Source organism: Fibrella rubiginis (assembly GCF_017353185.1).
In the GTDB taxonomy this organism is placed as follows: Bacteria; Bacteroidota; Bacteroidia; order Cytophagales; family Spirosomataceae; genus Fibrella; species Fibrella rubiginis.
The window spans coordinates 537,264-563,198 of the sequence record NZ_JAFMYV010000001.1 but is presented as its reverse complement, the minus strand read 5'-3'; the positions used below and the strand labels follow the sequence as shown (position 1 = coordinate 563,198).

The window sequence follows — 25,935 nt, the reverse complement described above, 5'->3', positions numbered from 1 at the left end:
TTAGATTGTCCGGCGTAGTTTACGTTTAATCACGATTCATCGCTCCGTTTTATGCGCACCATTGTTCTGCTTTTTTTCTCGAACTTATTCATGACCACGGCCTGGTACTGGCATCTGAAGGCTCGGGAAGAGGCACTCTGGAAGGTTATTCTTATCAGTTGGCTTATTGCTTCGGTGGAGTATTGTCTGGCTGTACCCGCTAACCGCTATGGTTCTTACGTGTTCAGTGCGTTTCAACTCAAGATCATTCAGGAAGTTATCAGCCTACTGGTATTTGTAGGGTTCGCCATTTTGTACCTCAAAGAGCCTCTACGCTGGAACTACCTTGTTGGTTTTGCGCTCATCGTGATGGCGGTTTGGGTTGTTTTCAAGAAATAAAAACGCCCGGCTGGTGGGCCGGGCGTTTTTGACGGGTAAAGAAAGCTGTATTATTTCGGATTCTTGATGGGCGCGCTGCCTGTCACGGCTGGGTTATAAGCCAGTTCATTGTCCGGTACATCCCAGTAGTCCAGGAAGTTATAGGTGATGGTTGCTTTGGTGTTCAGCTTGCCTGCTTTGTCGATAACAACGGCATTGGTACGTCCGTTATTAATGAACTCATAACGGCGGGCGTCATAAAAAGCCAACCCACGGAAAGCCAGCGCCACACGGCGTTCTTTGCGTAACTCTTCCTGCGCCTGCGCCTGCGTAAGACCTGTTCCGGCAACGGCGGTGAGGCCAGCCCCCTGCGATAGACGTACGGCATCAATCGATTTCAGACCGTCTTCTACCTTGCCCGTGTTGATCAGCGCCTCGGCTTTCATCAGCTCGTTTTCTTCGTAAGTACTGGCCAGATACAATTCATGGGCGCCTACGTCCTGGTTGCTGTAAACAATCACGCCGGCCAGTCCTTTGCCTTTGTTTACCAGCTGCCAGCGCGTGTTGAATGAGTTGCCCCGGTCGGTGTTGAACAGCGCGGGGGCGGCTAGTTGCGTAAAGTTATTAGCCAACCGCTTGTCACCCACTGGAAAATCCTGAATCAACCGTTCGCTGATTTTGTAGGTGATTGACGCTGGCGGTCCGGTTGACTTCAAGGCGATGGTACCGTTCAGACGGTTAATAAAATCGCCGTTGTCATTCGACCGGCCTGTAAACACGTTATCAGCCGCACCAACTCCATCGGTTGTCAACGTGAGAATTTGACCCCATTGCGCTGCCGACATGGCCTTCAACGTGGTGTTAGCCAGGATATTCCGCGCTTTCATCGTATTGATATTGCGCTTCCACATAGCCGGCGTCAGAATAACGCCCTTGCCTACCCGGTTAAATTCAGGGATCAGCCCTTTCATTACCTCTGTATAGCTGGCATCGCCAGCACCCAAGGCGGTCAACGCAGTTGTTGCCAGATCAAAGTTTTTGGCAGCCTCTTCAATCAGCTTCTCCTTCGAAACGTAGTTACCATTGGTCACACCCACCTGATCGTTGATCAGCCCGGCGTAATAGATAGACCCCAGCCGCGAATAGGCATACCCTTTCCACCAGTAGGCCCAGGCCTTCAGCGTGTTTAACTTTGCAGCTTGTGCGGTGGCGTCGCCTGAGAACTTAGTAGCTCCTGCAATTTCCAGCACCGAATTCATGCCGTTGTTGAGGTTATACATGTACGCCCACTCGTAATACAGTGGGTTTGATGCACCCTGGGCGTTTACGTTCACGGTACGCAGCAACGCCTTCTGGGTGGGGATCGAACTGGGGTTAGTCACCTTGGTACCATCATCGAGGGTTACCAGGTCTGGCATACCAATCTGGTTGCCAAACTGGTTGGCTGCTTCTTCACCGATTTCGTCACCCATGAGGGCGTGGAAGCCGGTAGCTCCAGTCCAGAAACCACCCGGAACGCCATCGTTGTATTTGATGCCGTTGGTTGAATTGCCCATCCCGTTGATGTAGACGGTACCCTGCGCTAGTGAAATAACCCCAATTTCAGTAGCCGCGCTGGAAGGCGTCGGCTGGTTTGGGTTTTTAACGTCCAGCTGATCTTTGCAGGCAAACAGCATACCCGCTGCCGCCAGAACCAGACCCGATTTTATAAGAAATGTCTTCATTGATTTGATTCGGTAGGTTAATTAAAAACCAAGGTTTAAGCCAATCTGGTATGAACGCAGGTTGGGCATGGTGTTGTGGTCGGTGCCGCGGTCCCAGGCTGAGCTTTCGTTACCCGTGGTCTGACCTGAGCTAACTTCAGGATCCATGCCTGTGTATTTAGTCCAGGTCAGCAGGTTACGACCACTCAATTGCAGTTGCAGGTTACGCACAGGCAGACGGCTGAAAATTTTGTCGAGGTTAACGCTCAGGGCTACGTTACGCAAACGCACAAACGAGGCATCTTCGTAGAAGTAATCTTTTGTACCGTTGTTGGCACCTGCCTGATACACGCCGCGGTAGAAGGCCGTCCAGGCACCCGTTTGACCATTGATGGTGATAGGGTTTGTGTAGTCTGAACTGATGCCATCGCGATACATCCACGACTTGGTTTGGTTGTAGATGTGACTACCCTGCGTCCAGTCGAACTGGAAGTTCAACGACACCATGTTACGGAACGAAACATTGTTGATGAACGACGAGGTAAACGTAGGGTTGGGGTCACCCATGCTGTATTGCTTCGAGCTAAACAGAGGCTGCTTGGTGGTTTTGTTCACCACGTAGCCATTGCTGGCCACTTCATACAGCCCTTTGTTGGCTTCAGCAATGGCCGGTGTGCCGTCGGGCAAAATCTGGTTCAGGTCGCGGATGGCTATGAAACCAAACAACTGACCAATTTTCTCACCAGCACGCAGTACATAGTTGGTGCTACCCGCCGATGAGGTAACGGTGATCTGTGCATTGCCTTTCACCGCCGTAATCTCTGAGGTCTGCCGACCGAAGTTGGTGGTGAAATCCCAGGTGAAGTCACGACCACGGTACAGGGTTGTGTTCAACGAGAATTGTAATCCGCGTGAGGCCAGTGAGAATGAATTGTCTTTCAGCTTACCTATGCCCGATGAGGGTGCCACGTCAACGTTGTAGATGGCGTTGTCGGTGCTACGTTTCCAGTAGCTGAACGAAAAATTAAGTTTGCGCAGCCAGTCGCCGTTCCCCCCCTTTATCGAGAAGTCAGTGCCGATCTCAGTTTCTTTTGACACTTCTACGTTCAGGTCGGGGTTGTTCAGCGTTGAGCCGTAGTAGAATACGTTGTTGGTGCCCAGTGTCTGAGTGCTCAATACAGGGTAGCGGTCAAACGGTTGTGGCTGGATACCCGCTTCGCCATAGGCGGCCCGGAGCTTAAATTCAGGCATGATCTGGCCCAGTGGGCTGTTTTGCCAGAAATTAAACGATGATGGACGGATGTAGGTATTCACTGCAGGGAAGCCAAACGGCGTTGACCCCCGACCAAAAGCCGATGAATAATCACTCCGGTACGAGGCCGTTACGCCACCGAAATCACCATATTCGATGTTTTGGCTTACCAGATACCCGTAGGTCACGAAAGGCGTAACGTTGTCGCGGGTGATGCGGTAGGTACCTGCCTGTGCCGCTGTTACCGGGCTATAAAGGGGTAAACCGGCACCATACGAGAAATATTCGCTAAACACGTTTTTGCGGTAGTCGAAGCCAACCAGGGTAGAGGTACGGATGGGCAGGTTGATCTTGAAATCTTCCTGAAAATCCGTTTTGAAGGTGGCGCTTGCAAACGCATTTTGGAATACCGTCTTATAGTCGTAATTGCTGATTTCGCCTTTTTCGTCCGGTGCGTTGATACCCGTATAGTAGCGGGGGTCAACCTTGATGTTGCGGTTCTGCGACTGGTTACGGAAATAATAGTTATCGTTTTCAGTCTGATAGTTTAAACCGTAACGGGCGTTAAGGTCCAAGAACTTAACGGGCTTATAGTTCAGCGTTAAGCTCTGCAACAGGTCTATTTTGTTGTCGTCGTGCGTCCGGTTCTGCTGGTAGTAGTTAGGATTATAGCCGTTCACACCTGACGCGCTACCATAGTAGGCACCGTAGTTGCCATCGGGATCGATGTAATCGTAATCAGCGAAAGGCCGGGTATTATTCAGCGAGTAAATCAGCGTCCGGTCTGACACTTTCAGCGTGTTTCTGGTATAGGCCAGTTGTGTAACGCTCCGCAACGTCAGGTTCTTAGCCAGCGTTATACCCAGATTGCTTACCAGGTTGGTCCGGTTAAAATCGCCGTTATTCCGGACGTTGCTGCCTTGGAAGTTGTTCGATAGCGTGAAACTGAAGTCTGATTTAGCATTACCACCCGACACGTTTACCGAGTTGTTTATCGTCTGTGATGGGACGAAAAACCTCGAATAATTGTCGTAAAACTTCAGGTTCTGGTCATACGGCTTGTTGGCGTTGCTGTTTACATCCAGCGCATTATACTGCACGTTTTCCGTCCAGTAAGTTGTGGCGGGGTCTAGTGTAATAGGCTTACCCGATGCACCGATGACATTGTTGCTGGCGTCGGTCACGAAGGCATGCTTATCGGCCTGACGAACGTTACCTATATTCAGGTATTCGTTGGTGGCATAGCTGTTGTTGATGTTCACGTGAACAGGACCGTCCTGTCCTTTTTTGGTGAACAACTGGATAACACCATTAGCCCCCTGCGCACCATAGAGCGTTGAAGCCGCTGCGCCCTGCACCACTTCCACCCGGTCAATACTGCTCAGGTCAAGCGTATTCAGGTCGGTAGCACCCACCTGAATACCGTCCATAAGTACAATGGGAGCTGTACCCCGGTTCACGGTGTTGATACCCCGCAGCAGGATGTTGGCTTTGGCACCTGGCGTACCGTTGGCGCTCACGATTTGGGCTCCGGCAATTTTACCCGCCAATGCCTGATCGATAGACGCAGAAGGTGTTGCGGGCAGTTCTTTTGCCGATACCGACTCAACGGCAATACCGAGTTTGGCTTTCGTAGTGGCAATACCCACACCCGTTACTACTACTTCTGTTAGCTGACGGGCATCAGTGGTCATGCTAACGTCAATAACTGAACGGTTACCTACCAATACTTCCTGCGTAACGGTACCTACAAAACTGATTACCAGTTTGTCGGTGGTAGCAGCCTCAATAGCATAACGCCCTTCAGCGTCAGTGGTGGCACCACGGGTAGTTCCTTTCACAACCACCGACACGCCGGGCATGGCGCTTTTGTCGTCGGCAGAGAGCACCCGACCCGTAATTCTCTGCACCTGAGCCAATCCAATGGTCCAGGCAGAGCACACCATTAAGATGCTCAGTAGTAGCAATCTTCTCATGTGAAGTGTTTTTGTTTAAGTAGTAATACAAGATATACGCTACAAACTTATCAAACGGAAAATTACCAATCAACTCTAAATGGAATATTCTTAACTATTTCATTCTACGCCCGCCTAAAATGCAAAATAATATTTTGCCTAACTTACAATTAGCCATATATAATTATACCTAAGTAGATTGATATAGTAGAAAGTAAGCACCAGTATGTTATAAAGGCCACATTTTGCCTATGCAAGTCATACTAAGCGCTTTAGCTTACATTTTGAGTGGTAACACTACGTGAAACGCCTACACCAGGCACAAAGTATAAACCCTTGCCTTACGGAATCAGCCTCAGTAGGCGCTGCAATAAGTTTGCACTAACGCTTACTGAGGCTGATTTCGTAAGGCAAGGGTTTAGTCTAGCTTAATCGGCGCACTGCCTGCGCTGGGTTCGTTGAATTCAATCTCGTTGCCTGGCACATCGAAATAGCTCAGGTAGTTGTAATTGATTGTGGTCTTGGTCTGGAACTCTACCTTGCCTGATTTGCTAAAACTGGCAGGTACCACTACCACGGCATTTTTACGCCCACCGCCTTTGCTTACGTCGTCGATAATACCTAACCGGCGCGCATCGTAGAAAGCCAATCCACGTAAGAACAGGGCAATGCGCCGCTCGGAACGAATCTCTTCAGCCGCTTTATCGACCGTCAGAGAACTCAGCAGGGGGGCCAAACCCGCACCTTGGTAAGTACGAACAGCGTCGATCAGTTTCACACCATCGCTCACTTTACCGCCCCGAATCAGCGCTTCGGCCTGCATGAGCTGGTTTTCTTCATACGAACCAGCCAGGTAGATATCATCTTTGCCATAATCGGCCAGATGAACAAACGTGTTTACGTTGGCCAGACCCGCGCCGCCATCCAGCAACTGCCACCGGGTACCAAAGCCCAAACCACGACCACGCCGGTTTACCTCCGGCGATTCGAGCAGATCGAAGTTCTGCGCCAGCCGCCTGTCGCCCGGGCGGAAGTCCTGAATCAGTCGCTCGCTAATGTAGAAGGTCTGCCCACCGTCGGTAGCGCTGTAGGCGCCCACCCAACCGTAATCTTTATCGATAGCCGATTTATTATTGTCGGTATATGTCTTCATCAGAAAAACTGGATCACCCGACTGAATACCCGCTTTGGTCAAGTCGCTGATGCTTTGCCAGTCTGCGGCGGTCATGTCTTTTACCCGCTTGTTGGCCAGTATATTCCGGGCTTTGTAGGTGTTGATGCTCCGAATCCAGGCTTCGGGCGAAGGCACCACCCCTTTGCCATTTTGCACAAAGCCGGGAATCAGGGCCGTCATTACGTCGGTGTAGGCACCGCCCACTTTCAAATTTTTCAGGATGTCAGCAGCCTTGTCGAAATTTTTGCTGCCTTCGGCTACCACCTGCACGTTACTTAAAAATTTCGAGTTTGTCTCGTTGGGCTTGTCAGTAACGATGCCCGCCGCATACAGGGATCCGATGCGTGAGTAAGCATACCCTTTCCACCAATAAGCCCAGGCTTGCAGCGTTTTGCGCTTAGTGTCGGCGTCACCCGTGAACGTGGTGGTGCTTACCTTGTCCAAAATCACGTTGGTGGCATTATTCAGGAAGTACATATACGTCCATTCCAGCAGCATCGTGTTAGAAGCGCCGTAGCCCCGGCTGTTGCGGGTGCGTAGTTCGTTGGGCTGCGTGGTGCCAATGGGCATGTTCACCACTTTGCCGTCCTCCAGTGTGATTGAGGTGGGGTTGTCGGCAAATTTGAAGCTGAAATTGCCCCAGGGAATGTAGATTACATCGCCCATGGCTTCGTGCATTCCATAGCCATTGGCCAGGAAGTTGCCACCCAGTCCATCGTCTACCGACGAGTAAAGGTTGGCAAAGCCATTCTGATAAACACCCCCTTTGGCCAGTTGCACGATGGCCACTTCGCTCGACAACACGTCGACGCTGGGTTGATTGGTGTTAACGATTTTTTCGAGGTCGGTTTGGCACGCCTGCGACGCCAGCAGCAGGGCATTCACCGCCAGCACGGTATATGATTTTTTCAACATGATTGCTGTTCCGTTAAGAGATGACGATTAGAAGCCGAAGCTGAGACCAATTTGATGGGTTTTCACGTTTGGGAACGACCAGAAATCGAGGCCACGTTGCGCCGCCACCTGACCAGCCGCCGAACCTGTGCCGCCACCCGACACGTTCTGGTTAGCTTCAGGATCAAGGCCCGAGTACTTGGTTAGCGTCAGCAGGTTACGACCCGTATAAGACAACTGGAGCCTGCGCAAAAACTTGAGATCGAACAACTGCGCAAAGTCAACAGCCACGCTGGCGTTCCGTAAGCGTACAAACGACGAGTTTTCGAGGAAATAATCTTTCGTACCATTGCTCTCCGAGGCATCGTAGAAGCTACGATAGTAGGCTACCCAGTTGCCAGACTGCCCTCCAATCGTTACCGGCTTGTCGAAGTCGTTGTGCAAGCCTTCCGAATACATCCATTCTTTGGTTTGGTTGTAGGTCTTCTGCCCAGCCGTCCAGTCGATCTGGAACGACACATCGAGCCAGCGCTTGAGGTTGAACCGGTTTGTAAACGACATGTTGAACTTGGGGGCCGTCACGCCCAGCGAGTACTTGTCGTTGGTGAATTGCACCTGTTTGGTAGCCGTATTGACCACCCGACCGTCAACGAGTTCATACTTGGTGGCATCGCTCGACGGAATATAGCGGTTACCGTCGGGATCGGTCTGATCAACGCTCGTCAGGGCTTTGTAGCCGTAGATGGTGCCAATCTGTTCGCCCGGACGGAGTGTGTAGGTAGCGGCGCTACCCCACGTCAGCGGGATGGCTTTGCCGTCGGCGGTTTGGTCCAGAAATGATTTCTGTGAGCCAAACGTAGTGATCAGGTCCCAGGTCAAATCAGTGCCGTGGAAAACCTGTGCGTCGATGGTTGCCTGGACACCGCTCGAAGACAGACCCACGACGTAGTTGTCGTACTTTGACTGAATACCGGTGGTGGGAGCCTGGGCCGACGGCCATATTACGTCTTTGCCCTGCCGGTTCCAGACGGTTAGGTTAGCGTTGATGAAGGGTAAGAACACGCCGCCTTTGTTGGGCTGAATCCCCAGGTCGAAACCAAACTCAAACTCTTTCGATACCTCTACCTTGAGGGCCGGGTTTGAGGCCACAGCGTTGAGCGACAGATACGATCCATTGTCGTAGTTGCCCGTGCCCAACGTAGTGGTGCGGATGTAATGGTTGGGGAATGAGCCATAGAAACCACCCAATCCTCCAAAGTACGTAACAGGCTGGATACCAGCTTCACCATATGCAGCCCGTACCTTAAACTCCGGAATCAGATCGGCAAGGCTGCCGCTCCAGAAACCTAGCTTAGACAGCCGCAGATACCCATCGCCACGGGGAAACACATTGGCCCCCCTGCCTTCATTGAATACCGATGAATAGTCGGCCCGGAAACCACCGGTCAACCCCAGTATGTCGCCGTATTCAATGCGCTGATTGACCAGGTAGCCATACGTGATAAACTGATCGCGCCAGGTGCTGATGCTGTTCGACTGGGCCTGTGCACCATTGACAGGCTGGTAGCGTGGCAAACCGGTGTAGTTGATGAAGTCACGATTGAAATCATACCGACGCCAGTCGAAGGCTACTTGCGTGGACGTGGTAATGGGGATGTTCAGCCCAAAATCTTTCTGGAAATCGGTACGAATAAACGCCGACACCAGTGAGTTCTGGTTGGTGCGGTTGGTGTTGCGCTGGGCGATACCCCCCGTAAGGCCTTCACCTACGTACCAGTTTTTGGCCACCGACGAGGGGTTGCCCTCCTGATTCTGCGAAAACCGGTCGAAATCAACCCGCGAATGGTTAATACCATATTTATAATCCAGTTCCAGAAACTTCGACAGTTTATAATTCAGGTTCAGGCTCGGAATGACGTCGAGCACTTTAGTCGAGTAGTTCTGGTAGTTGGTCTGGTAGAACGGGTTGCTTGAGTTGGTACCTGCACCGCCATACTTATAGGTAGGGTTGCCATCTTTGTCTTTGTTGTTCAGATCAGCGAACGGCCACGTGTACAACGCCGACGAGAGAAAACCACCTGCATCGGCCCCAAAGCTGCTTGAGTTGGTATAGGCAAACTGTGTGGTGCTGCGCAGCGTTAAATTCTTAACTAGTTCGATGCCGATGTTGGCCGAGAAGTTCGACCGGTTCAGGCTACCATCCGAGTTAATAACGCTCTGCTGGTTGATGTTGGTCATTGTAAATGAATAGTCCGTTTTACCTGCCCCGCCCGAAATGTTCAGTGAATTGTTGAGGTTAGTTGAGGTACGGAACATCTGCGCGAAATGGTCGAAATAGGGCGTGTTACTGTTATACGGCTTGTTGTTCTGCGACGTGGCCTCCCGTTCCCAGGTTACCTGACCCCATAAACCGAGGTCATTTCTGGTCAGGGGTTTCCCGGTGTTGTCGAGGATATTGCCTTGCGCATCCGTAGCGAATGAGTGGTTGAACGGCTTATGAACGTCGCCTACGTTGATATACGAATCCTGGCTTGCCCGCGACGAGAAGTCAATTCGGGTGGCCCCCTGCTTACCACGCTTGGTAAAGATCTGAATAACCCCGTTGGCTCCCTGTGCTCCGTAGATCGTGGCCGAAGCCGCTCCCTGCACTACTTCAACACGCTCTACGTTGCTCAAATCGAGCGCATTAAGCGCTGTTGATGTCACCTCAACCCCGTCAATCAGGATTAGCGGCTGTGTACCCCCACCCAGGGTGTTGATGCCACGAAGCTGAATACTAACCGGCGCACCCGGTGCACCCGACGAGGATGAAATCTGCGCCCCGGCAATTTTACCGACCAGGGCCTGATCAATCGTAGCATTGGAAATGGCCGGTAACCGCGCCGCCGAGATTGACTCTACGCTGATACCCAGCTTTTTCTTGTCGGTAGCTACGCCGGTACCCGTCACGACCACTTCACTCAGCTGGCGCGAATCGGGCCGCAGTTGCACGTTGATTTCCGCTTGATTGCCAATGACAACCTCCTGCGTGGCGATACCCACAAAACTGAACACCAGTTTGCCACCGCTCTCCGGCACCGAAAAAACATAGTTACCGCTACCATCGGTGTTGGTACCACGGGTAGTTCCTTTCAATGCTACCGACACACCCGGCATCACCGATCCATCGTCGCTAAGGGTTACCTTACCCGTAATTGTTCTATTTTGGGCGAATGCGGTCAGGCAACTCAGACCCAGCAGTAGTATTCCTACCCATAGATATTTCCTCATGTCTTTTGTTTAAGTTAAGTCAAGAACAGTTTCTTTACGACAAACTTATCGTTCCGGTTAGACTTAAACAATGACGTACCAAAAAACTATAGCGTAGAATAATCGACTGCTGTAAAGCAAAATAGCAAAATTTTATACGGGGTAATATATTGAGTTATTTGAGTATTTCTACAAAGTATAATAAATACTGTCTCACCATGAATCAGTTAGACTTTTCTGAGTATTGTCAATGTGATACAGTGCGTTGAACATGACACGCACAAAAAACCCGTAGGGCTGGCTACGGGTGGGTACTAAAAGCAACCGGCTGATCAAGAAGATACCAATGCGGTTACTGCGTCGGCAACACGGATGGTGCGGGCAAACCGATACCCTACCTGAAAGATTTCACGCGCATGACGGATGTCTGTCACGCTAAATCGAGCCAGTTCAGGTGGCTCAATCACCAGATTACACTGGGCCAGTTTTTCCCTTGTCTTACTTTGCACAGACAGCACAAGGCTCCGTTCAATGACCCCACGCGCCGTGCGGATAGGCTTATGGGCCGGAAACGGATTGCAGTGCGAACCAATGATGAAGTCAACCTGACCCGCAATGGTTTCGACGGGTAGATTATTCAGAATACCCCCATCCACATATTGTTTCTTATTGATCAGCAGTGGCTCGAAGATACCCGGCAAACAACACGACGCCAGCACGGGTCGGATCAGTTCACCTTTATCGAAAATCACCAGTTGCCCGTCAGTTAGGTTAACAGCGGCCACGTGCAGAGGTATAGACAGAGCCTCGAAACTGTCTTTGGGCATGTATTTTCTATACAGGTCAATGGCCGTATCGATCCGGAGCAGCCCCATCCGGTTCCAGGCCGGACGCAGATGCCGCACAAACGAAGACGATTCAATAATCTTCAACGATTCATCGGGCGTGTAGCCGGTGGCGGTAAGGGCACCCGTGATAGCGCCAGCGCTCGTACCCGCTAGTTGATGCACAGCAATGCCTTGTTCCTGAAGCGCTTTGATCACGCCAAGATGGGCAATGCCACGCGCCCCGCCCCCCGATAAAGCTAATCCAATTTTCATACGTCTTATTGATGTCAATACGTGAGTAACGGCCATGGATAAGCCTAACTACAAAACGGTTTTACCGTTTCTATAGTTTGCCGGGTGATGGATGCTGGACGTTGGACGTACAGGTTTACAAAAAGTCGGCCAGTTTGCCGGTATCTGCCACCCGTATACCGCGGTCGGTTTGCTCAACAATCGCTGCTTCAATAGCTGGGTCGTGCTCAAAAATCAATATCCAGCCTTCAGCCGCAGCCTGTGACAGCAGACGAGCTTTTTCGTCCATGGTGAGTAGGGGCCGCACGTCGTAGCTCATCACGTAGGGCAGCGGCACATGGCCCACTGAAGGAATCAAATCGGCGCAGTAGAGCACAGTTTTGTTACCTACGGTGATTTTAGGCAGGGCCATTTTTTCGGTATGTCCATCTACGTAGACCAGTTCCAGGCCCGGTATACCCAGGTAGTTGTCATCTACGTCGTTACCGAAAAATTTAAGCTGACCACTTTCGCGAATAGGCAGGATATTTTCTTTCAAAAAGGAGGCTTTCTCACGGGGATTGGGATTTAATGCCCAATCCCAATGCGCGGGGTGCGACCAATATATAGCGTTCGGGAAAGTAGGGCGTAGCGCCTCCCCTATCCGCTCAACAGCCCCGCCCACATGGTCGAAGTGCAGGTGCGTGAGCAGCACGTCGGTGATATCGGCGGCAGAATAACCGGCCTGCTTGATAGATGATAGCAGTGTGGCCTCGCCGTGGGGCTGGTAGTAGCTGAAAAACTTTTCGTCCTGCTTGGTGCCCAGCCCGGTATCCACCAGTACCAACCGTCCGGCGGTTTCGATGAGCAAACAACGCATGGCCCAAGTGCACAGGTTGCGGTCGTCGGATGGGTTTAGCCGTTGCCAGATGGATTTGGGCACTACGCCGTACATAGCCCCCCCGTCAAGCTTTAAAAATCCTGTATCAATTGTCTGTATGGTCATGGGCTTGTGTGCTGCCAGATCGAAATGAGGTTATAAACGTACGCGATCCTATAAACAAAGATGCCCCGCAAACTCATCAGCTGCGGGGCATTTTGTGTGGGCCAGCCTGGGCTCGAACCAGGGACTTACTGATTATGAGTCAGTTACTCTAACCAACTGAGTTACAAGCCCTTATCAAAAGTACCGGGCACTTTTGATGCTACAAAAATAGGCAATTCGTCGGAAAGGCCGATCATGTGGCCTAAATTTTCGTTTTTAAAGCGTAAACGACCTGTACCTTTAACCTATGACGAACCGGAAGAAGATTCTCAACGACCCCGTTTACGGCTTTATCAGTATTCCATCGCCGTTGCTCTTCGATCTGGTCGAACATCCTTACTTTCAGCGGCTGCGGCGGATCAAGCAGTTGGGGTTGTCGGAATATGTGTATCCGGGGGCATTGCACACGCGCTTTCACCATGCACTGGGCGCTATGCACCTGATGGGACAGGCCACGGCCACGCTTTGCAGCAAAGGCAACCAACTCTCTGAGGCTGAGTGCGAAGCAGCGCAGATTGCCATTCTGCTTCACGACATTGGCCACGGTCCGTTTTCGCACGTGCTGGAGTGCTGCATCCTGGAAGACGTGCCCCACGAGGCAATCTCGCTTATGCTTATGCGTGATTTGAACGAGCAGTTTGGCGGGGCGCTCACCCTGGCTATCAGCATGTTTGAAGGCACATACCACCGGCCGTTTTTCCACCAGCTCATCTCCAGTCAACTCGACATGGATCGGATGGATTACCTCAACCGTGACTGCTTCTACACGGGCGTGGCGGAGGGCACTATTGGTGCGGAGCGCATCATCAAAATGCTCGACCTGGACAACGATCAGCTGGTGGTAGAGGACAAAGGCATCCTGAGCGTAGAGAATTTTCTGAACGCCCGCCGCATCATGTACTGGCAGGTGTATCTGCACAAGACCTCAATCTGCTGCGAGTCGATGATGACCCAGATTCTGCGCCGGGCGCGGTTTCTGATCCGCAACGCGGATTCCGGTCGCGAACGACTGGATGGTCTTCCTGATTTCCTGCTGTTTCTGCGTGAAAGTATATCGATGGATGATTTTCGGGCCAATCCGGCTTATTTACAGGCATTTACCCGGCTGGATGATTATGATGTCTGGGCCTGCGTAAAAGCCTGGGCTACCCACCCCGACGCCGTTCTGGCTACGCTCTGCCGCATATTGCTAGATCGGCATCTGTATAAAATCATGCTTTCCAACGAGCCATTTGCCCCTGCTCTGGTTGATGAACTCGCCGCGCAGTTGCGGGCAAAGGGCGTGTCGGACGATGAGTTATCGTATTTTTTGGTGGAAGGTCAGGCATCCAACGCCGCCTACATGCCCACGGGTGATTCGATCAGGATCAAATCGAAAACAGGTTACGTTCGCGACATCGCCGATGCCTCGGAACTAGCCAATATCGGGGCTTTGTCAACCATTGTGCGCAGGCACTATATCTGCTGGGCGCGGGAGCTGGACTGGGCCACGGCGAAGTAAGTGAAATGAGTTCAAAGTTCAATGTTTAAGGTTCAAAGTTGCTCTGCCCCGACTGCTGACGCGGAGCAACTTTGAACCTTAAACATTGAACTTTGAACTCATTTCACAATAAGTTGAATTAATTCCCCATTTATACGAATAGTGCAATCTGTTGGCTACCTTAGCCGCCCAAATGTCAGTTAAAATGACGCGAAATATCAGGGCTAACCAACGTTTATGGAGTTCACTGTCAGGCAAATAGCCGTTTTACTCAATGGTCATGTAGATGGCGATGATTCGCTGACTGTCAGCCAGTTATCGAAAATTGAGGAAGCCATGCCCGGTAGCATCTCCTTTCTGGCTAATCCCAAATACGAGCCCTTTTTGTACGAAACACGCGCTTCAGCCGTGATTGTCGACCATTCGTTCACTCCCCGTGAACCCGTTGGGCTGGCACTCATACGCGTGGAAAACGCGTATCTGGCCTTTACCCAATTATTAGAAGAATACTATCGGCTGATGAGCTTCGCCCGGGTTGGCGTAGAGCAACCCTCGTTCATGCACGAGAGCAGCGAGATGGGTGAACAGGCCTACCGCGGGGCTTTTTCCTATATCGGCAAAAACTGCCGCATTGGGCATAATGTAAAGCTCTACCCCCAGGTGTATATTGGTGATAATGTGCGCATTGGTGATAACACGATTGTGCATACGGGAGCCAAGCTCATGGATAACACCGTGGTGGGCAATCATTGCGTCATTCACCCCAACGCCGTCATTGGCGCCGATGGTTTTGGCTTTGCCCCCCAGGCCGACGGCACATACAAAACCATTCCTCAGCTTGGCAATGTGGTGCTGGAAGACCATGTCAACGTTGGCAGCAATACCACCATCGATTGCGCTACGATGGGGTCCACCATTATTCGGACGGGTGCCAAGCTCGACAACCTGATTCAGATTGGCCATAACGTAGACATTGGCCGAAACACGGTTATTGCGGCGCAAACGGGCATTTCAGGATCAACCCGCATTGGTGAAAACTGTGTTATTGCCGGGCAGGTAGGCTTTGCCGGGCACCTGACCATTGCTAACAACACCAAAATTGGCGCGCAGTCGGGTGTGGGTAAGAGCGTTACGGAAGAAGGCACATCGCTGAACGGCTCAACGGCCTTTCTGCTGCGTGACAACATGCGCTCACAGGCCATTTTCCGCCGCCTGCCCGACCTGGAACGGCGTATTAATGAACTTGAAAAGAAAAAGTAGGTCCAACGTTTAAGGTCTAACGTCCAATGTTAGGCTACTGATTGGCGAAGCCACTTTGGACCGGTTCGCCGGTACGATTGACCTTTAGACATTGGACATTGATTAAAATGAACATCAAACAGCAAACCATACAGAAATCCGTGTCGGTATCGGGCGTGGGCCTCCATACAGGCGTAGCGGCAACGATGACGTTTATGCCCGCCCCGGCCAACCACGGCTATAAATTTCAGCGTATCGACTTGCCTGGCCAGCCTACCGTAGATGCCGACGTTGACTTTGTGGTTGACCTTTCGCGCGGCACCACGCTGGAACAAAACGGTGCCCGCATTCATACCGTAGAGCATACGCTGGCAGCACTCGTTGGCCTTCAAATTGATAACGCACTTATTCAGCTCGACGGTCCCGAACCACCCATCATGGACGGTTCGTCGATCAAGTTTGTGGAGGCCCTGGAGTTTGCCGGTATTGAAGAGCAAAATGCTGACAAAAAGTATTTCGAGATCACCGAGTTTGTGCATCACCGCAACCCCGAAAAAGACATCGAGATTGCAGCCCTGCCCCTCAACGACTACCGGCTAACGGTAATGGTTGACTATAACTCGCAGGTGATCAACAGCCAGCATGCGTCGCTGAATGACCTGACGCTGTTTTCCAAAGAGATTGCTTCATGCCGCACATTCGTGTTTTTGCACGAACTGGAAGCTCTTTACAAGCAAAATCTGATCAAAGGCGGCGACTTGAGCAATGCCATCGTGATTGTTGACCGCGACGTGTCAGACAGCGACCTGGATCACCTGGCTGATTTGCTCAACAAACCGAAAGTAGGCGTAAACCGGCAGGCGGGCATCCTCAACAACCTGCAACTGCACTACCCCAACGAGATGGCCCGCCACAAGTTGCTCGACATGATCGGTGATTTGGCGCTCATTGGCCGCCCCATTAAAGCGCAGATTCTGGCCGCTCGCCCCGGCCATGCGGCTAACGTAGCTTTTGCCAAAAAAATCAAGGGCCTGATTCAAAAGAACGCCCAGAATCAGGTGCCGCAGTATGATCCCAGACAACCACCCATTCTGGACATCAACCGCATTACGCAGTTGCTGCCCCACCGCTACCCGTTCCAGATGATCGACAAGATCGTGGCCCTGGACGAAAGCAGCGTGGTGGGTATCAAAAACGTGACCATGAATGAGCCGTATTTTCCGGGACACTTTCCCGGCAATCCGGTTATGCCTGGTGTGTTGCAACTGGAGGCGATGGCACAAACGGGTGGCATTCTGGTACTTAGCACCGTACCCGATCCCGAAAACTACTGGCCTTTTCTGGTTGGCATCGAGAACTGCCGGTTCCGTCGCAACGTATTGCCCGGCGATACCGTAATCTTCAGATGCGAGTTTACGTCGCCCATGAAGCGCGGTATTGTGAAAATGCAGGGCCGCGGTTACGTGAATAACCTCCTCGTTTGCGAAGCCGATATGATAGCCAGTTTAGTCAAGAAAAAATGATTCAACCATTAGCCTACGTCCATCCCGAAGCGAAGATTGCCCAGAACGTGGTGATCGAGCCGTTTGCCATCATTCACAAGGACGTTGAGATTAAAGAAGGCACCTGGATCGGCTCCCATGCGGTGATCAATTCCGGTGCCCGCATTGGCCGCAACTGTAAAATCTATTCGGGGGCCGTCATTGCCGGTGTGCCGCAGGACCTCAAATTCAACGGCGAGGTGACGCAGGCCATTATCGGCGATAACACCACCATTCGGGAATACGCCACCATCAGCCGGGGTACGGAAGAACACTGGCGCACGGAGATCGGGGCCAACTGCCTTATCATGGCTTATGCCCACGTGGCGCACGACTGCCGCATCGGCGATCATTGCATCATAGTCAACAACGTGCAGATGGGCGGCCACGTCCACATGGGCGAATGGGCCATCATCGGCGGGTCAAGTTCAGTCCATCAGTTCGTAAAAATCGGTCCCCACGCCATGGTGTCGGGGGGATCGTTGGTGCGGAAAGACGTGCCGCCGTTTACCAAAGCGGCTCGTGAACCCCTCTCCTACGCGGGCATCAACTCCATTGGCCTCCGCCGCCGGGGATTCACCAACGAGCAGATCAACGAGATCCAGGAGATCTACCGCTACATTTTCCTGCGCGGCTTTAACAACGCCGAAGCCCTCAACCGCATCGAACTGGAACTGCCCTCAACAGCCGACCGCGACGAGGTGCTCAACTTCATCCGCAACTCAGAACGCGGCATCATGAAAGGACCCGGAGGCGGAAGTAGTGAATAAGCAAATCATAAGTCGGGAAAGTTGTTATAAAGCGTCCTGTCAGTCCGGAAAGTCAGTCATGCATAATAAGACTTTCCGGACTGACAGGACGCTTTATAACGACTTTGCCGACTTTAACTTTTATGATCATAAAAGCTGACCAGATCGGGAAAAAGTACCGCCGCGAGTGGATATTCCGGGGGGTTGACCTGACCCTTTCGGCGGGGAACAGCTACACCTTTGTGGGGCCAAACGGCAGTGGTAAATCCACACTGCTACAGGTGCTGGCGGGTATGCAGCCGGCTTCGGCGGGGAAGTTGACCTACAATCTCCCCGACGGACAACTGCTTGACGACGAAGACTGGTACCGGCACATAGTCTTAGCCGCCCCTTATCTGGAATTGATTGAAGAGCTGACACTGAGCGAATTGCTCTATTTTCATGTCCAGTTCAAACCCTTCCGCCCCGGCCTCGACGCTACAACGCTGATGGATCGGATGCAGTTGAGCCACGCCCGTAACAAGGAAATTCGATTTTTCTCATCAGGTATGAAGCAGCGGGTGAAACTGGGCCTTGCTCTCTTCTCGGAAGCCCGCCTTGTGCTCCTCGACGAGCCCACCGCCAACCTTGACCGTCAGGGAGCCACCTGGTACCGCAACGCCGTAGAGGAACTACTTACCCGCCCCGACTGTCTGCTCCTGCTAGGCTCGAACCAACCCGACGAATACGATTTTTGCTCCAACGTGCTGGATGTGACCCAGTGGAAGTAGCCCTTTTCACGAGGCAGACAGGCTGTATCAGGAACAATTTTTGTAGCTTGTAGTACGCTACTTCCTGACCCAATCTGTAATGCGCTGTCTGCTACTTGTCTTCTTCATAACCACATTATCGGCCTGGGCATTTGCCAAACAACCCGGGCTTGTCTTCGTGGAAAACAAAGGCCAATGGCCCGACGACATACGGTATCGGGCCGACCTGCCGGGTGGGTTTTTGTTTCTGAAAACATCGGGTTTCCACTACGCCTTTTATGACGCCCGAGAAACGGCCCGCCGCCATGCCGCCGCCCCGACGGCTGAGCCTGTTTTGCCCACTATCCGGGCGCATGGCGTAGGGGTGACCTTTGCGGGGGCCAACACGCAGCCGGAGCTGGAAGCCCGGAATGCAGTGGCAACTACCTACAGCTATTTTTTGGGCAATGACCCTGCGCGCTGGGCGGGGGGTGTGGCGGGCTATTCGGAAGTGGTGTATCATAATCTCTACCCCGGTATCGACCTGCGCGTGTTTGCGTATTACCAGACACTTAAATACGAATTCGTTATTCAGCCGGGGGCTGATCCTGACCAGATAAAGCTGGCTTATGAGGGTGCCGATCAGCTCTCACTAGCCGACAGCCGATTGCGGATCCAGACGTCGGTGAATGAGTTTCGGGAGAATGCGCCCTACAGTTTTGTGAGCCGACCGGAAGCAAACGGGCAAAGCACGGCGGTGGAGGTAGCCACGCGCTGGGCACTGGATGGCAACACCGCCCGCTTCACCTTCCCCAATGGCTACGACAAAACTCTGTCCCTGACCGTTGACCCAGAGCTGGTTTTTGTAACGTTTACCGGCTCCGTCGCCGACAATTTCGGCCATACCGCCACCTACGATGCCGACGGCAACACCTACGTGGCGGGGTCGGTGTGGGGCGAAAATTTCCCCGTCACGCGTGGGGCATTCCAGGTCAGTTTTGCGGGTAAGACGAGCATCGGTATCATGAAATTTTCGCCCGATGGTTCCACGATATTGTTTTCGGCGACTCTCGGCGGCGGTGAGGCTGACCTGCCCCACAGTATCATCGTGAACAGCAAAGGCGAACTAATTGTATTGGGCAGCACCGCCTCGACCGACTACCCCACTACTGCCGGGGCTTACCAACGAAAACTCACAGCACAACCGGGCGAAAACATCGCCGTATACGGCACCTATCTACCTTACCGAAATGCTGCCGACATGTTTATTACACGCCTCCGAGGTGATGGTAAAGCCCTGGTTGGCAGCACGTTACTGGGCGGATCGTATAACGACGGGCTGAACCTTTATACGGCCAATGCGGCGGCGATACGGAATTATGCCGACGAATTCAGGAGCGAAGTGATCGTTGGTCCAGATGATGATATTTATATAGCCAGCACTACCCAGTCGCCCGATTTTCCTGTGACGGATGGCTCTGTAAAAGCGGGTTATTCAGACGGCGTTGTTTGCCGACTGTCAGCCGACTTAAGCCAGTTGCGCTGGGCCGCCCGAATCAAAGGCGATCAGGCCGACGAAGCCTATAGCCTGCGCCTGGCGTCGGACGGCTCATTGTATGTCTGCGGCAGCACGTTTAGCAGCAACCTGGGCACAGCAGGCGCTCTTCAACCCGAACTGGCGGGCGTGAATGACGGGTTTATTGCCCACCTCAAAGAAGATAAAATTCTGGCCGTTAGCTATCTAGGAACGCAAAACTCAGACGTAGCCAGCCTGCTCGACATTGGCCCCGGTGATGTGCCGCACGTATTGGGCATAACGAAGGGCCTCTATCCGGTGTCGGTGGGCGTATACAGCAATCCACGCAGTGGGCAGTTTATCCATGCCCTCTCGCCTGACCTGTCGAAGACCTTATTTTCAACCACCTTCGGCTCAGCGCGGGACCTGGCCAGCCGCACCACTATTCAGGGACCAGACATTGCGCCAACGGCTTTTCTGGTAAACACCTGTGGCAACATATACATAGCAGGCTGGGGGGGCATCGTCAACGCCAGCAAGGGATATAACACCTTCAGTTCTACGTATGGTCTGCCTGTTACGCCCGACGCCTATCAACTCACCACAAACGGCAGCAATTTCTGGGTTGGAGTGCTGGAACGGGGTGCCAAATCACTACTCTACGGCACGTTTATGGGCGACGTGCGCCCGCTGGCTCCCGAGGATGGTGATCATGTAGACGGCGGCACCAGCCGGTTCGACAAAAACGGGGTCATCTACCACGCTACGTGTAGCTGTCGGTCCAACAATTTTCCGGCTACGGCCACGGCTGCCGCGCAGCAGCGGGGCAATGCCAACTGTAATAACGTGGCCTTTAAGTTCGATACCGACAAGCTGAAAGCGGCATTTGATACGTATGAGGGCACCCGCAAGAACGTGGTGAAGGGCTGCACGCCGCTGGCCCTGACCTTCAAAAACACCAGCGTTGGCGGGCGACGGTACGAGTGGCTGATCGGCGGCAAGATTATCGCCACCTCATCTACGAGTGCTACGCAAACGTTCACCAGTCCGGGTAGCTACACGGTGGTGCTGCGGGCCTATAACCCATTGAACTGCCTACTGATTGATTCGACCAATCAGGTGATTGACGTCGGTGCTGCCGATTTCCGTATCAGCAAAGACACGACGCTCTGCCCCGAAAAGCCGGTTTCCCTAACGGCGTCGGGAGCAGATCGCTATAGCTGGACGGGTAGTACTACGGTGGTAAACCCCACGTCGAGCAGTATTTCGGTAATGAGCAGTGGCAGTGCCCTGACCTACCAGGTTTCCATGACCAACGCGGCGGGCTGCACGGCCACAAAGAGCGTCACCGTGCGTGCTGATGGTTCTTTCCGACCAAAAATCGCGGCTGAATCGGCGCCCGACTGCAACCAGCCTACCCGCCTGGCATTTACCAACCAAACGCCGGGTGCCGACCGCTATGTATGGGCTATGGGCAACGGCGACACCCTGCGAACGCCCCTGCCTGATCAATATCGCTACGCTCATTCCGGCTCGTATACGGTGGTGGTGACGGCCTACAAAGCGGGCTGTTCGCTGAGTCAGAAACTGCCCATCGATTATGAGGACCTCTCGCGACTGCCCAACGCCATCACCGCCAACAACGACGGCAAAAACGACCTCTTCGACCTCGGCATCAAGGGTGCTAAGCTGGAGATTTACAACCGCTGGGGCCGCGAGCTGTTCCGGTCTGAGAACTACGCCAATGACTGGGGCCACAACGTAGCGCATGGCGTTTATTTTTATCTGCTCACCACCGCCTCCGGCCGGCAATGCAAAGGCTGGATTGAGGTGCTGGAATGATCAAACCTATAAGGTTTCCAAAACCTTATAGGTTTACTTTGCATAATCAAACACACATACGTATGAAGCTCATAATCACCGCCGCCCTGCTGCTGGGCCTTACTTACGGAGCCACAGCTCAGGATTCGTTTCACGGCAAAAAGATTACCGAACAGGGTGCCGTACCCGTTTCACAACTGGTAGCCAAAATGGGTACCAAAACCGAGATGCCCGCCAAAGTGGAAGGCACCGTAGAGTCGGTGTGTAAGGTAAAAGGTTGCTGGATGCAGGTCCGCACCGCCGACAATCAGACCATGCGGGTAAGCTTTAAAGATTACGGTTTCTTTGTACCAAAAGACATTGAGGGCAAAAAAGTGGTGATGGAAGGCCTCGCCAAGCAAACCACCACGCCCGTGTCTGAACTGCGCCACTATGCCGAAGACGCAGGCAAGAGCAAAGCCGAGATTGCCAAAATCACCGAACCCGAAAAAGCCCTCACCTTCGTAGCCGACGGCGTCATCGTGAAAAAGTAGCGGGAGCAATTCCAACGGGCCGAGCATGACGAGGGTCAGTAAAGCGTTGTTTGTGCAGCCAGGAGCGGTGCAAACAACGCTTTCTTTGTTTCATCAAGTCACTTATCATATGCACTACTCACATAATCTATCCGTGGCATTATTCATTGCGGCTCTTCCCCTGGCCTATGCTTGCAAATCGTCGGAAGTGGCCCCTACAAACCGCGTAACATTGGAAGCCTATCAGTCAGCCCGCCTACAGAATGACGTCACGGTGCGCGTCGATTCGTTGTTGGACAGTCGTTGCCCGCAAGGCGTAGCCTGCATTTGGGAAGGCAACGTTGTCGTGAAGGCTACGTTATCAAAATCCGCTGACAAGCAGCAGGTTAGACTTGTATTAGGGACCGACTTTTCCAACGGAGCCGGTAAAAAGCCAGACTCAACGGGCGTAGTCTTGTCGGGGGCTACGTATTCAGTGTTATTGCGCGACGTAACGCCTTACCCTGATGTCAATAAGCCTTCGCAGATACCCAAGGCAGTCATTGACGTGTCGTTGCGGTAGGCGTTGGCGGAGCGGTTTACAGCAACTTTTTCTATGTTGTCCTTGCTTAACCAAACCACCACGTATTACTCGTGTTTTTAGAAGAACATTCGAGCACCCTGATCAACGAGTAACGGTGCATGATCAACAGATCAAAATCCTGTCGAAAGGCTTAGCTGACCTGACAACCGATATTAGGGCCATCAGGCATGACCAGACCGTCAGATCAGATGCAGGCATTGATTGTGAAGCTGCTGACAGACCGAGTTTAATCTCCAGGTTCTCCGCCGCTTTGTCCTTTTCCGTATTTTCAGGCCGCAGCCAGTTGGTTGCGGTTTTTTTGTACTCACCCGATTCTCCCCTCATGCGCAAACTGTACTTCCCGCTATTGCTCAGTGCCTGCCTGATTACGTCACCCCTGCTGGCCCAAACGCTTCAACGCACCCTGCTTCACTGCGGGAATCTCTTCGCCGGAACGGGTAACGACCTGCAACCACAGATGACCGTTGTGGTGGAAGGCAATAAGATCACCGCCATACAAAAAGGCTACACCACGCCCGCCGGTACCGACCGCGTGGTGGACCTTAAAAACAAGACCGTGCTGCCCGGCCTGATCGACATGCACGTACACCTGGAAACCGAAACCCGGCGCGGCGGGGCCGGTGACCGCTTCACGCAAAACGTGCCCGACGTGACGTTTCAGGCCGCCAAATATGCCAAAACAACGCTGCTGGCAGGGTTTACCACCGTGCGCGACCTCGGCGGCAGCGGCATCAACGTGGCCCTGCGCAACGCCGTCAACCGGGGCATTGCCGACGGACCACGCATTATGACCGTGGGCAAATCAATTGCCACCACCGGGGGCCATGCCGACCCTACCAACGGCTATCGCCGCGACCTGATGGGTGATCCCGGTCCGCTGGAAGGTGTCATCAACGGTCCCGACGAAGCCCGCAAAGCCGTACGGCAACGCTATAAGGAGGGCTCAGACCTGATCAAAATTACGGCTACGGGCGGGGTGCTGAGCAACGCCAAAGACGGGCAGGGTCCGCAGTTCACAGATGAAGAACTGAAGGCCATTGTGGAGACCGCCAGAGATTACGGTTTTGCCGTAGCGGCCCACGCCCACGGAGCCGAGGGCATCAAACGGGCTATCCGGGCGGGAGTGCAGACCATTGAACACGGCACCTTCATGGACGACGAGGCCATCGAGCTGTTTAAAAAACACGGCACCTACTACGTACCCACGATCATCGCGGGAAAAACCGTAGCCGACTCCGCCCGGATGTTTGGGTATTATCCGGCCCTAGTAACGCCCAAAGCACTGGCCGTGGGGCCAAAGATTCAGGCTACGTTTGCCCGGGCCTATAAAGCAGGCGTTAAAATTGCCTTTGGCACCGACGCGGGCGTATACATCCACGGCTATAACGCCAAGGAGTTTGAGTACATGGTAGAGGCGGGTATGCCGCCCGTGGAAGCTATCCGGTCGGCGCTGATGACCAACGCAAAACTGCTGGGCATGGACACTCAGATTGGCTCGATTGAACCCGGAAAATTTGCCGACATCATTGCCGTGGATGATAACCCGATTCAGAATATCAGGACCCTGCAATGGGTGAGGTTCGTGATGAAAGACGGCAGGCAGTATAAATAGAATCCAATAACCAACCCTGACGGGGTTGGCTCGTGAACGTTGAACTTTAAACATTAAACGTTGAACCTTGAACCCCGTTACCCCCACCCCCTTGCAGCCCGACGAGCAGGAAAAACTTCGGGAGCTGACCACCCAAAGCTGGAACCTCGAACTGGCAATTTCGGGGGTGGCTATGTTTGCCATCCTGCAACTGCCCGACCTGCTCGATTCGGCCTTTGCCAACCTGCAATACAATCATTCGATCAATACGAAGGGGTTCGCCGGTCTACTACCGCCGCTGGCCTACAGCATGATCCGAACGGCCCTCAACATTCTGTTTGTGGCGTTTTTGGCCAACTTCGTGATGCGGGCGTTTTGGGTAGGGCTGGTGGGGTTGCTGGCCGTGTATCCGTCGGGCATTCACTACGACCGTATGCCGTTTTCGACTCCCCAGATCCAGCAACGCATGGCCGAGGAGTTGGGGCCGCTCGACCGCTATATTCTCTGGCTCGATAAGCGGTGCAACATCGTGTTTGCCCTGGCGTTTCAGTTTGTTTTTTTCCTGATCCTGGTTAGCCTGCTCTACGTACTGAGCCTGGCATTTTATCTGCTTGTGCAGCCCAACGTACCGGCAGCGGTTTGGACGAACATCAAGATTGGGGTTGGCGTGCTGGTGGGTATATTCTACGTTGCCATCATTGTGCTAAGCCTGAAAAAGGTAAAAGAGACCCCAACGGGTGCCCAATGGCACTACCGATTCACAAGAGGCACCCAACTTGCCATGAAAATCATCATGCTGGGTATGTACCGGCACTCGTCCTACGTCACCAACACCTTCTACAGCCACATCCCGCAGCAACGCTTTGCCCGCACAGCCCTGATCTTCATATCGGTATTTTTTGTGGCGTTCTTCATCGAATACATCAACGACCAGACCCGCAACGACCGGCGTGTCAGCTTTTTCAACAGCCGTCACCTCTACAGCTCCCGCGTCGACAGCCTGTTTGTGGATCCCGCCGCCTATGACAATCAACGACCTGAGGGTGAGTATGTTAGTGTGGCGTCTATTCAGGCCGACGTGATCCGGGAGCCCTATCTCCGGCTGTTTATTGCCTACCCCAAAGCCCTCGACACACTGCTGACACGCCTGGCCCCGGAACCAGTCTGGCTCGATACGTTGTCGAGGCCGGAACGGCGACGCCCACGCGGTATCTGGAGCAGCCAGCAGATCAATCAACTCATCCGGCTCACGGTCAACGATTCGATCATGGCCCGGCCCGAACTGCTGTTTACACGGGCCGGTACGTTGCAGCAACGCGGCTGGCAAACGGTGCTGGTGCCGGGCAACCTCGTCACGGGCCGTAACCTGCTTCGGGTAGGCATCAACCGCCCCGGACAGCCAACACCCGACGAACTTATCGCCATTCCGTTCTGGTACGTACCCGAACCGTAGGGGCGGCCCATAGCGGCCGCCCGCCTTGCGTCAGC

The 25,935-nt window shown here is 53.0% G+C and carries 17 protein-coding genes and 1 tRNA gene; 11 read left to right on the top strand and 7 right to left on the bottom strand.

What is annotated here, in order from left to right; genetic code table 11:
* Window positions 1-51 precede the first annotated feature (51 nt).
* On the top strand, window positions 52-378 hold the full coding sequence (locus tag J2I47_RS02145; protein ID WP_207362898.1) for a DMT family protein: 327 nt from the start codon (window positions 52-54) through the stop codon (window positions 376-378).
* A 50-nt stretch (window positions 379-428) separates the two neighbouring features.
* Here the strand turns inward: J2I47_RS02145 and J2I47_RS02140 are convergent, their stop codons facing one another.
* The 7 genes from J2I47_RS02140 to J2I47_RS02110 form a co-directional block, all read right to left on the bottom strand.
* Window positions 429-2,081, bottom strand: a complete 1,653-nt coding sequence (locus tag J2I47_RS02140; RefSeq protein WP_207362897.1) for a RagB/SusD family nutrient uptake outer membrane protein — start codon at window positions 2,079-2,081, stop codon at window positions 429-431.
* 21 nt (window positions 2,082-2,102) lie between these two features.
* Window positions 2,103-5,288, bottom strand: coding sequence for a SusC/RagA family TonB-linked outer membrane protein (locus J2I47_RS02135; protein WP_207362896.1), 3,186 nt, complete (start codon window positions 5,286-5,288; stop codon window positions 2,103-2,105).
* Between the two features lie 397 nt (window positions 5,289-5,685).
* Entirely contained in the window at window positions 5,686-7,356 is a 1,671-nt protein-coding gene (locus tag J2I47_RS02130; protein ID WP_207362895.1) for a RagB/SusD family nutrient uptake outer membrane protein, read from the bottom strand.
* A gap of 27 nt (window positions 7,357-7,383) precedes the next feature.
* Window positions 7,384-10,605: a SusC/RagA family TonB-linked outer membrane protein gene (locus tag J2I47_RS02125; protein WP_207362894.1), complete on the bottom strand. Its 3,222-nt coding sequence runs from the start codon at window positions 10,603-10,605 to the stop codon at window positions 7,384-7,386.
* Between the two features lie 311 nt (window positions 10,606-10,916).
* A complete protein-coding gene (locus J2I47_RS02120; protein ID WP_207362893.1) occupies window positions 10,917-11,684 on the bottom strand; it encodes a patatin-like phospholipase family protein in 768 nt (255 codons plus the stop codon).
* Window positions 11,685-11,799: 115 nt separating this feature from the next.
* On the bottom strand, window positions 11,800-12,648 hold the full coding sequence (locus J2I47_RS02115; RefSeq protein WP_207362892.1) for an MBL fold metallo-hydrolase: 849 nt from the start codon (window positions 12,646-12,648) through the stop codon (window positions 11,800-11,802).
* A 97-nt stretch (window positions 12,649-12,745) separates the two neighbouring features.
* Window positions 12,746-12,819 (bottom strand) — tRNA-Ile (locus J2I47_RS02110).
* Between the two features lie 115 nt (window positions 12,820-12,934).
* On the opposite strand from J2I47_RS02110, the gene J2I47_RS02105 reads away from it, so the two are divergent.
* From J2I47_RS02105 to J2I47_RS02060, 10 genes are all read left to right on the top strand, one after another.
* Window positions 12,935-14,188 carry an HD domain-containing protein gene (locus J2I47_RS02105; protein ID WP_207362891.1) on the top strand — a complete coding sequence of 418 codons (1,254 nt, stop codon included), beginning with the start codon at window positions 12,935-12,937 and terminating at the stop codon, window positions 14,186-14,188.
* A 216-nt stretch (window positions 14,189-14,404) separates the two neighbouring features.
* Window positions 14,405-15,427: a UDP-3-O-(3-hydroxymyristoyl)glucosamine N-acyltransferase gene (lpxD, locus tag J2I47_RS02100; protein ID WP_207362890.1), complete on the top strand. Its 1,023-nt coding sequence runs from the start codon at window positions 14,405-14,407 to the stop codon at window positions 15,425-15,427.
* 107 nt (window positions 15,428-15,534) lie between these two features.
* Window positions 15,535-16,929, top strand: a complete 1,395-nt coding sequence (locus J2I47_RS02095; RefSeq protein ID WP_207362889.1) for a bifunctional UDP-3-O-[3-hydroxymyristoyl] N-acetylglucosamine deacetylase/3-hydroxyacyl-ACP dehydratase — start codon at window positions 15,535-15,537, stop codon at window positions 16,927-16,929.
* Window positions 16,926-17,717, top strand: a complete 792-nt coding sequence (gene lpxA / locus J2I47_RS02090) for an acyl-ACP--UDP-N-acetylglucosamine O-acyltransferase (RefSeq protein WP_207362888.1) — start codon at window positions 16,926-16,928, stop codon at window positions 17,715-17,717. Before J2I47_RS02095 ends, lpxA begins: the two co-directional genes overlap by 4 nt.
* A 122-nt stretch (window positions 17,718-17,839) precedes the next feature.
* Window positions 17,840-18,466, top strand: a complete 627-nt coding sequence (locus J2I47_RS02085) for an ABC transporter ATP-binding protein (RefSeq protein ID WP_207362887.1) — start codon at window positions 17,840-17,842, stop codon at window positions 18,464-18,466.
* Between the two features lie 79 nt (window positions 18,467-18,545).
* Window positions 18,546-21,782: a DUF7948 domain-containing protein gene (locus J2I47_RS02080; RefSeq protein ID WP_207362886.1), complete on the top strand. Its 3,237-nt coding sequence runs from the start codon at window positions 18,546-18,548 to the stop codon at window positions 21,780-21,782.
* Window positions 21,783-21,844: 62 nt separating this feature from the next.
* On the top strand, window positions 21,845-22,294 hold the full coding sequence (locus tag J2I47_RS02075; protein ID WP_207362885.1) for a DUF4920 domain-containing protein: 450 nt from the start codon (window positions 21,845-21,847) through the stop codon (window positions 22,292-22,294).
* 109 nt (window positions 22,295-22,403) lie between these two features.
* A complete protein-coding gene (locus J2I47_RS02070) occupies window positions 22,404-22,835 on the top strand; it encodes a hypothetical protein (protein WP_207362884.1) in 432 nt (143 codons plus the stop codon).
* A 343-nt stretch (window positions 22,836-23,178) separates the two neighbouring features.
* Window positions 23,179-24,468, top strand: a complete 1,290-nt coding sequence (locus tag J2I47_RS02065; RefSeq protein WP_207362883.1) for a metal-dependent hydrolase family protein — start codon at window positions 23,179-23,181, stop codon at window positions 24,466-24,468.
* Window positions 24,469-24,535: 67 nt separating this feature from the next.
* Entirely contained in the window at window positions 24,536-25,900 is a 1,365-nt protein-coding gene (locus J2I47_RS02060) for a hypothetical protein (RefSeq protein ID WP_207362882.1), read from the top strand.
* The last annotated feature ends 35 nt before the right edge of the window (window positions 25,901-25,935 follow it).

Coding starts and splice junctions, on each gene's coding strand:
- J2I47_RS02080 (WP_207362886.1), top strand. CDS start 18,546: ATGCGCTGTCTGCTACTTGTCTTCTTCATAACCACATTATCGGCCTGG.
- J2I47_RS02145 (WP_207362898.1), top strand. CDS start 52: ATGCGCACCATTGTTCTGCTTTTTTTCTCGAACTTATTCATGACCACG.
- J2I47_RS02105 (WP_207362891.1), top strand. CDS start 12,935: ATGACGAACCGGAAGAAGATTCTCAACGACCCCGTTTACGGCTTTATC.
- J2I47_RS02070 (WP_207362884.1), top strand. CDS start 22,404: ATGCACTACTCACATAATCTATCCGTGGCATTATTCATTGCGGCTCTT.
- J2I47_RS02135 (WP_207362896.1), bottom strand. CDS start 5,288: ATGAGAAGATTGCTACTACTGAGCATCTTAATGGTGTGCTCTGCCTGG.
- J2I47_RS02065 (WP_207362883.1), top strand. CDS start 23,179: ATGCGCAAACTGTACTTCCCGCTATTGCTCAGTGCCTGCCTGATTACG.
- lpxD (WP_207362890.1), top strand. CDS start 14,405: ATGGAGTTCACTGTCAGGCAAATAGCCGTTTTACTCAATGGTCATGTA.
- J2I47_RS02130 (WP_207362895.1), bottom strand. CDS start 7,356: ATGTTGAAAAAATCATATACCGTGCTGGCGGTGAATGCCCTGCTGCTG.
- J2I47_RS02075 (WP_207362885.1), top strand. CDS start 21,845: ATGAAGCTCATAATCACCGCCGCCCTGCTGCTGGGCCTTACTTACGGA.
- J2I47_RS02085 (WP_207362887.1), top strand. CDS start 17,840: ATGATCATAAAAGCTGACCAGATCGGGAAAAAGTACCGCCGCGAGTGG.
- lpxA (WP_207362888.1), top strand. CDS start 16,926: ATGATTCAACCATTAGCCTACGTCCATCCCGAAGCGAAGATTGCCCAG.
- J2I47_RS02140 (WP_207362897.1), bottom strand. CDS start 2,081: ATGAAGACATTTCTTATAAAATCGGGTCTGGTTCTGGCGGCAGCGGGT.
- J2I47_RS02095 (WP_207362889.1), top strand. CDS start 15,535: ATGAACATCAAACAGCAAACCATACAGAAATCCGTGTCGGTATCGGGC.
- J2I47_RS02125 (WP_207362894.1), bottom strand. CDS start 10,605: ATGAGGAAATATCTATGGGTAGGAATACTACTGCTGGGTCTGAGTTGC.
- J2I47_RS02120 (WP_207362893.1), bottom strand. CDS start 11,684: ATGAAAATTGGATTAGCTTTATCGGGGGGCGGGGCGCGTGGCATTGCC.
- J2I47_RS02115 (WP_207362892.1), bottom strand. CDS start 12,648: ATGACCATACAGACAATTGATACAGGATTTTTAAAGCTTGACGGGGGG.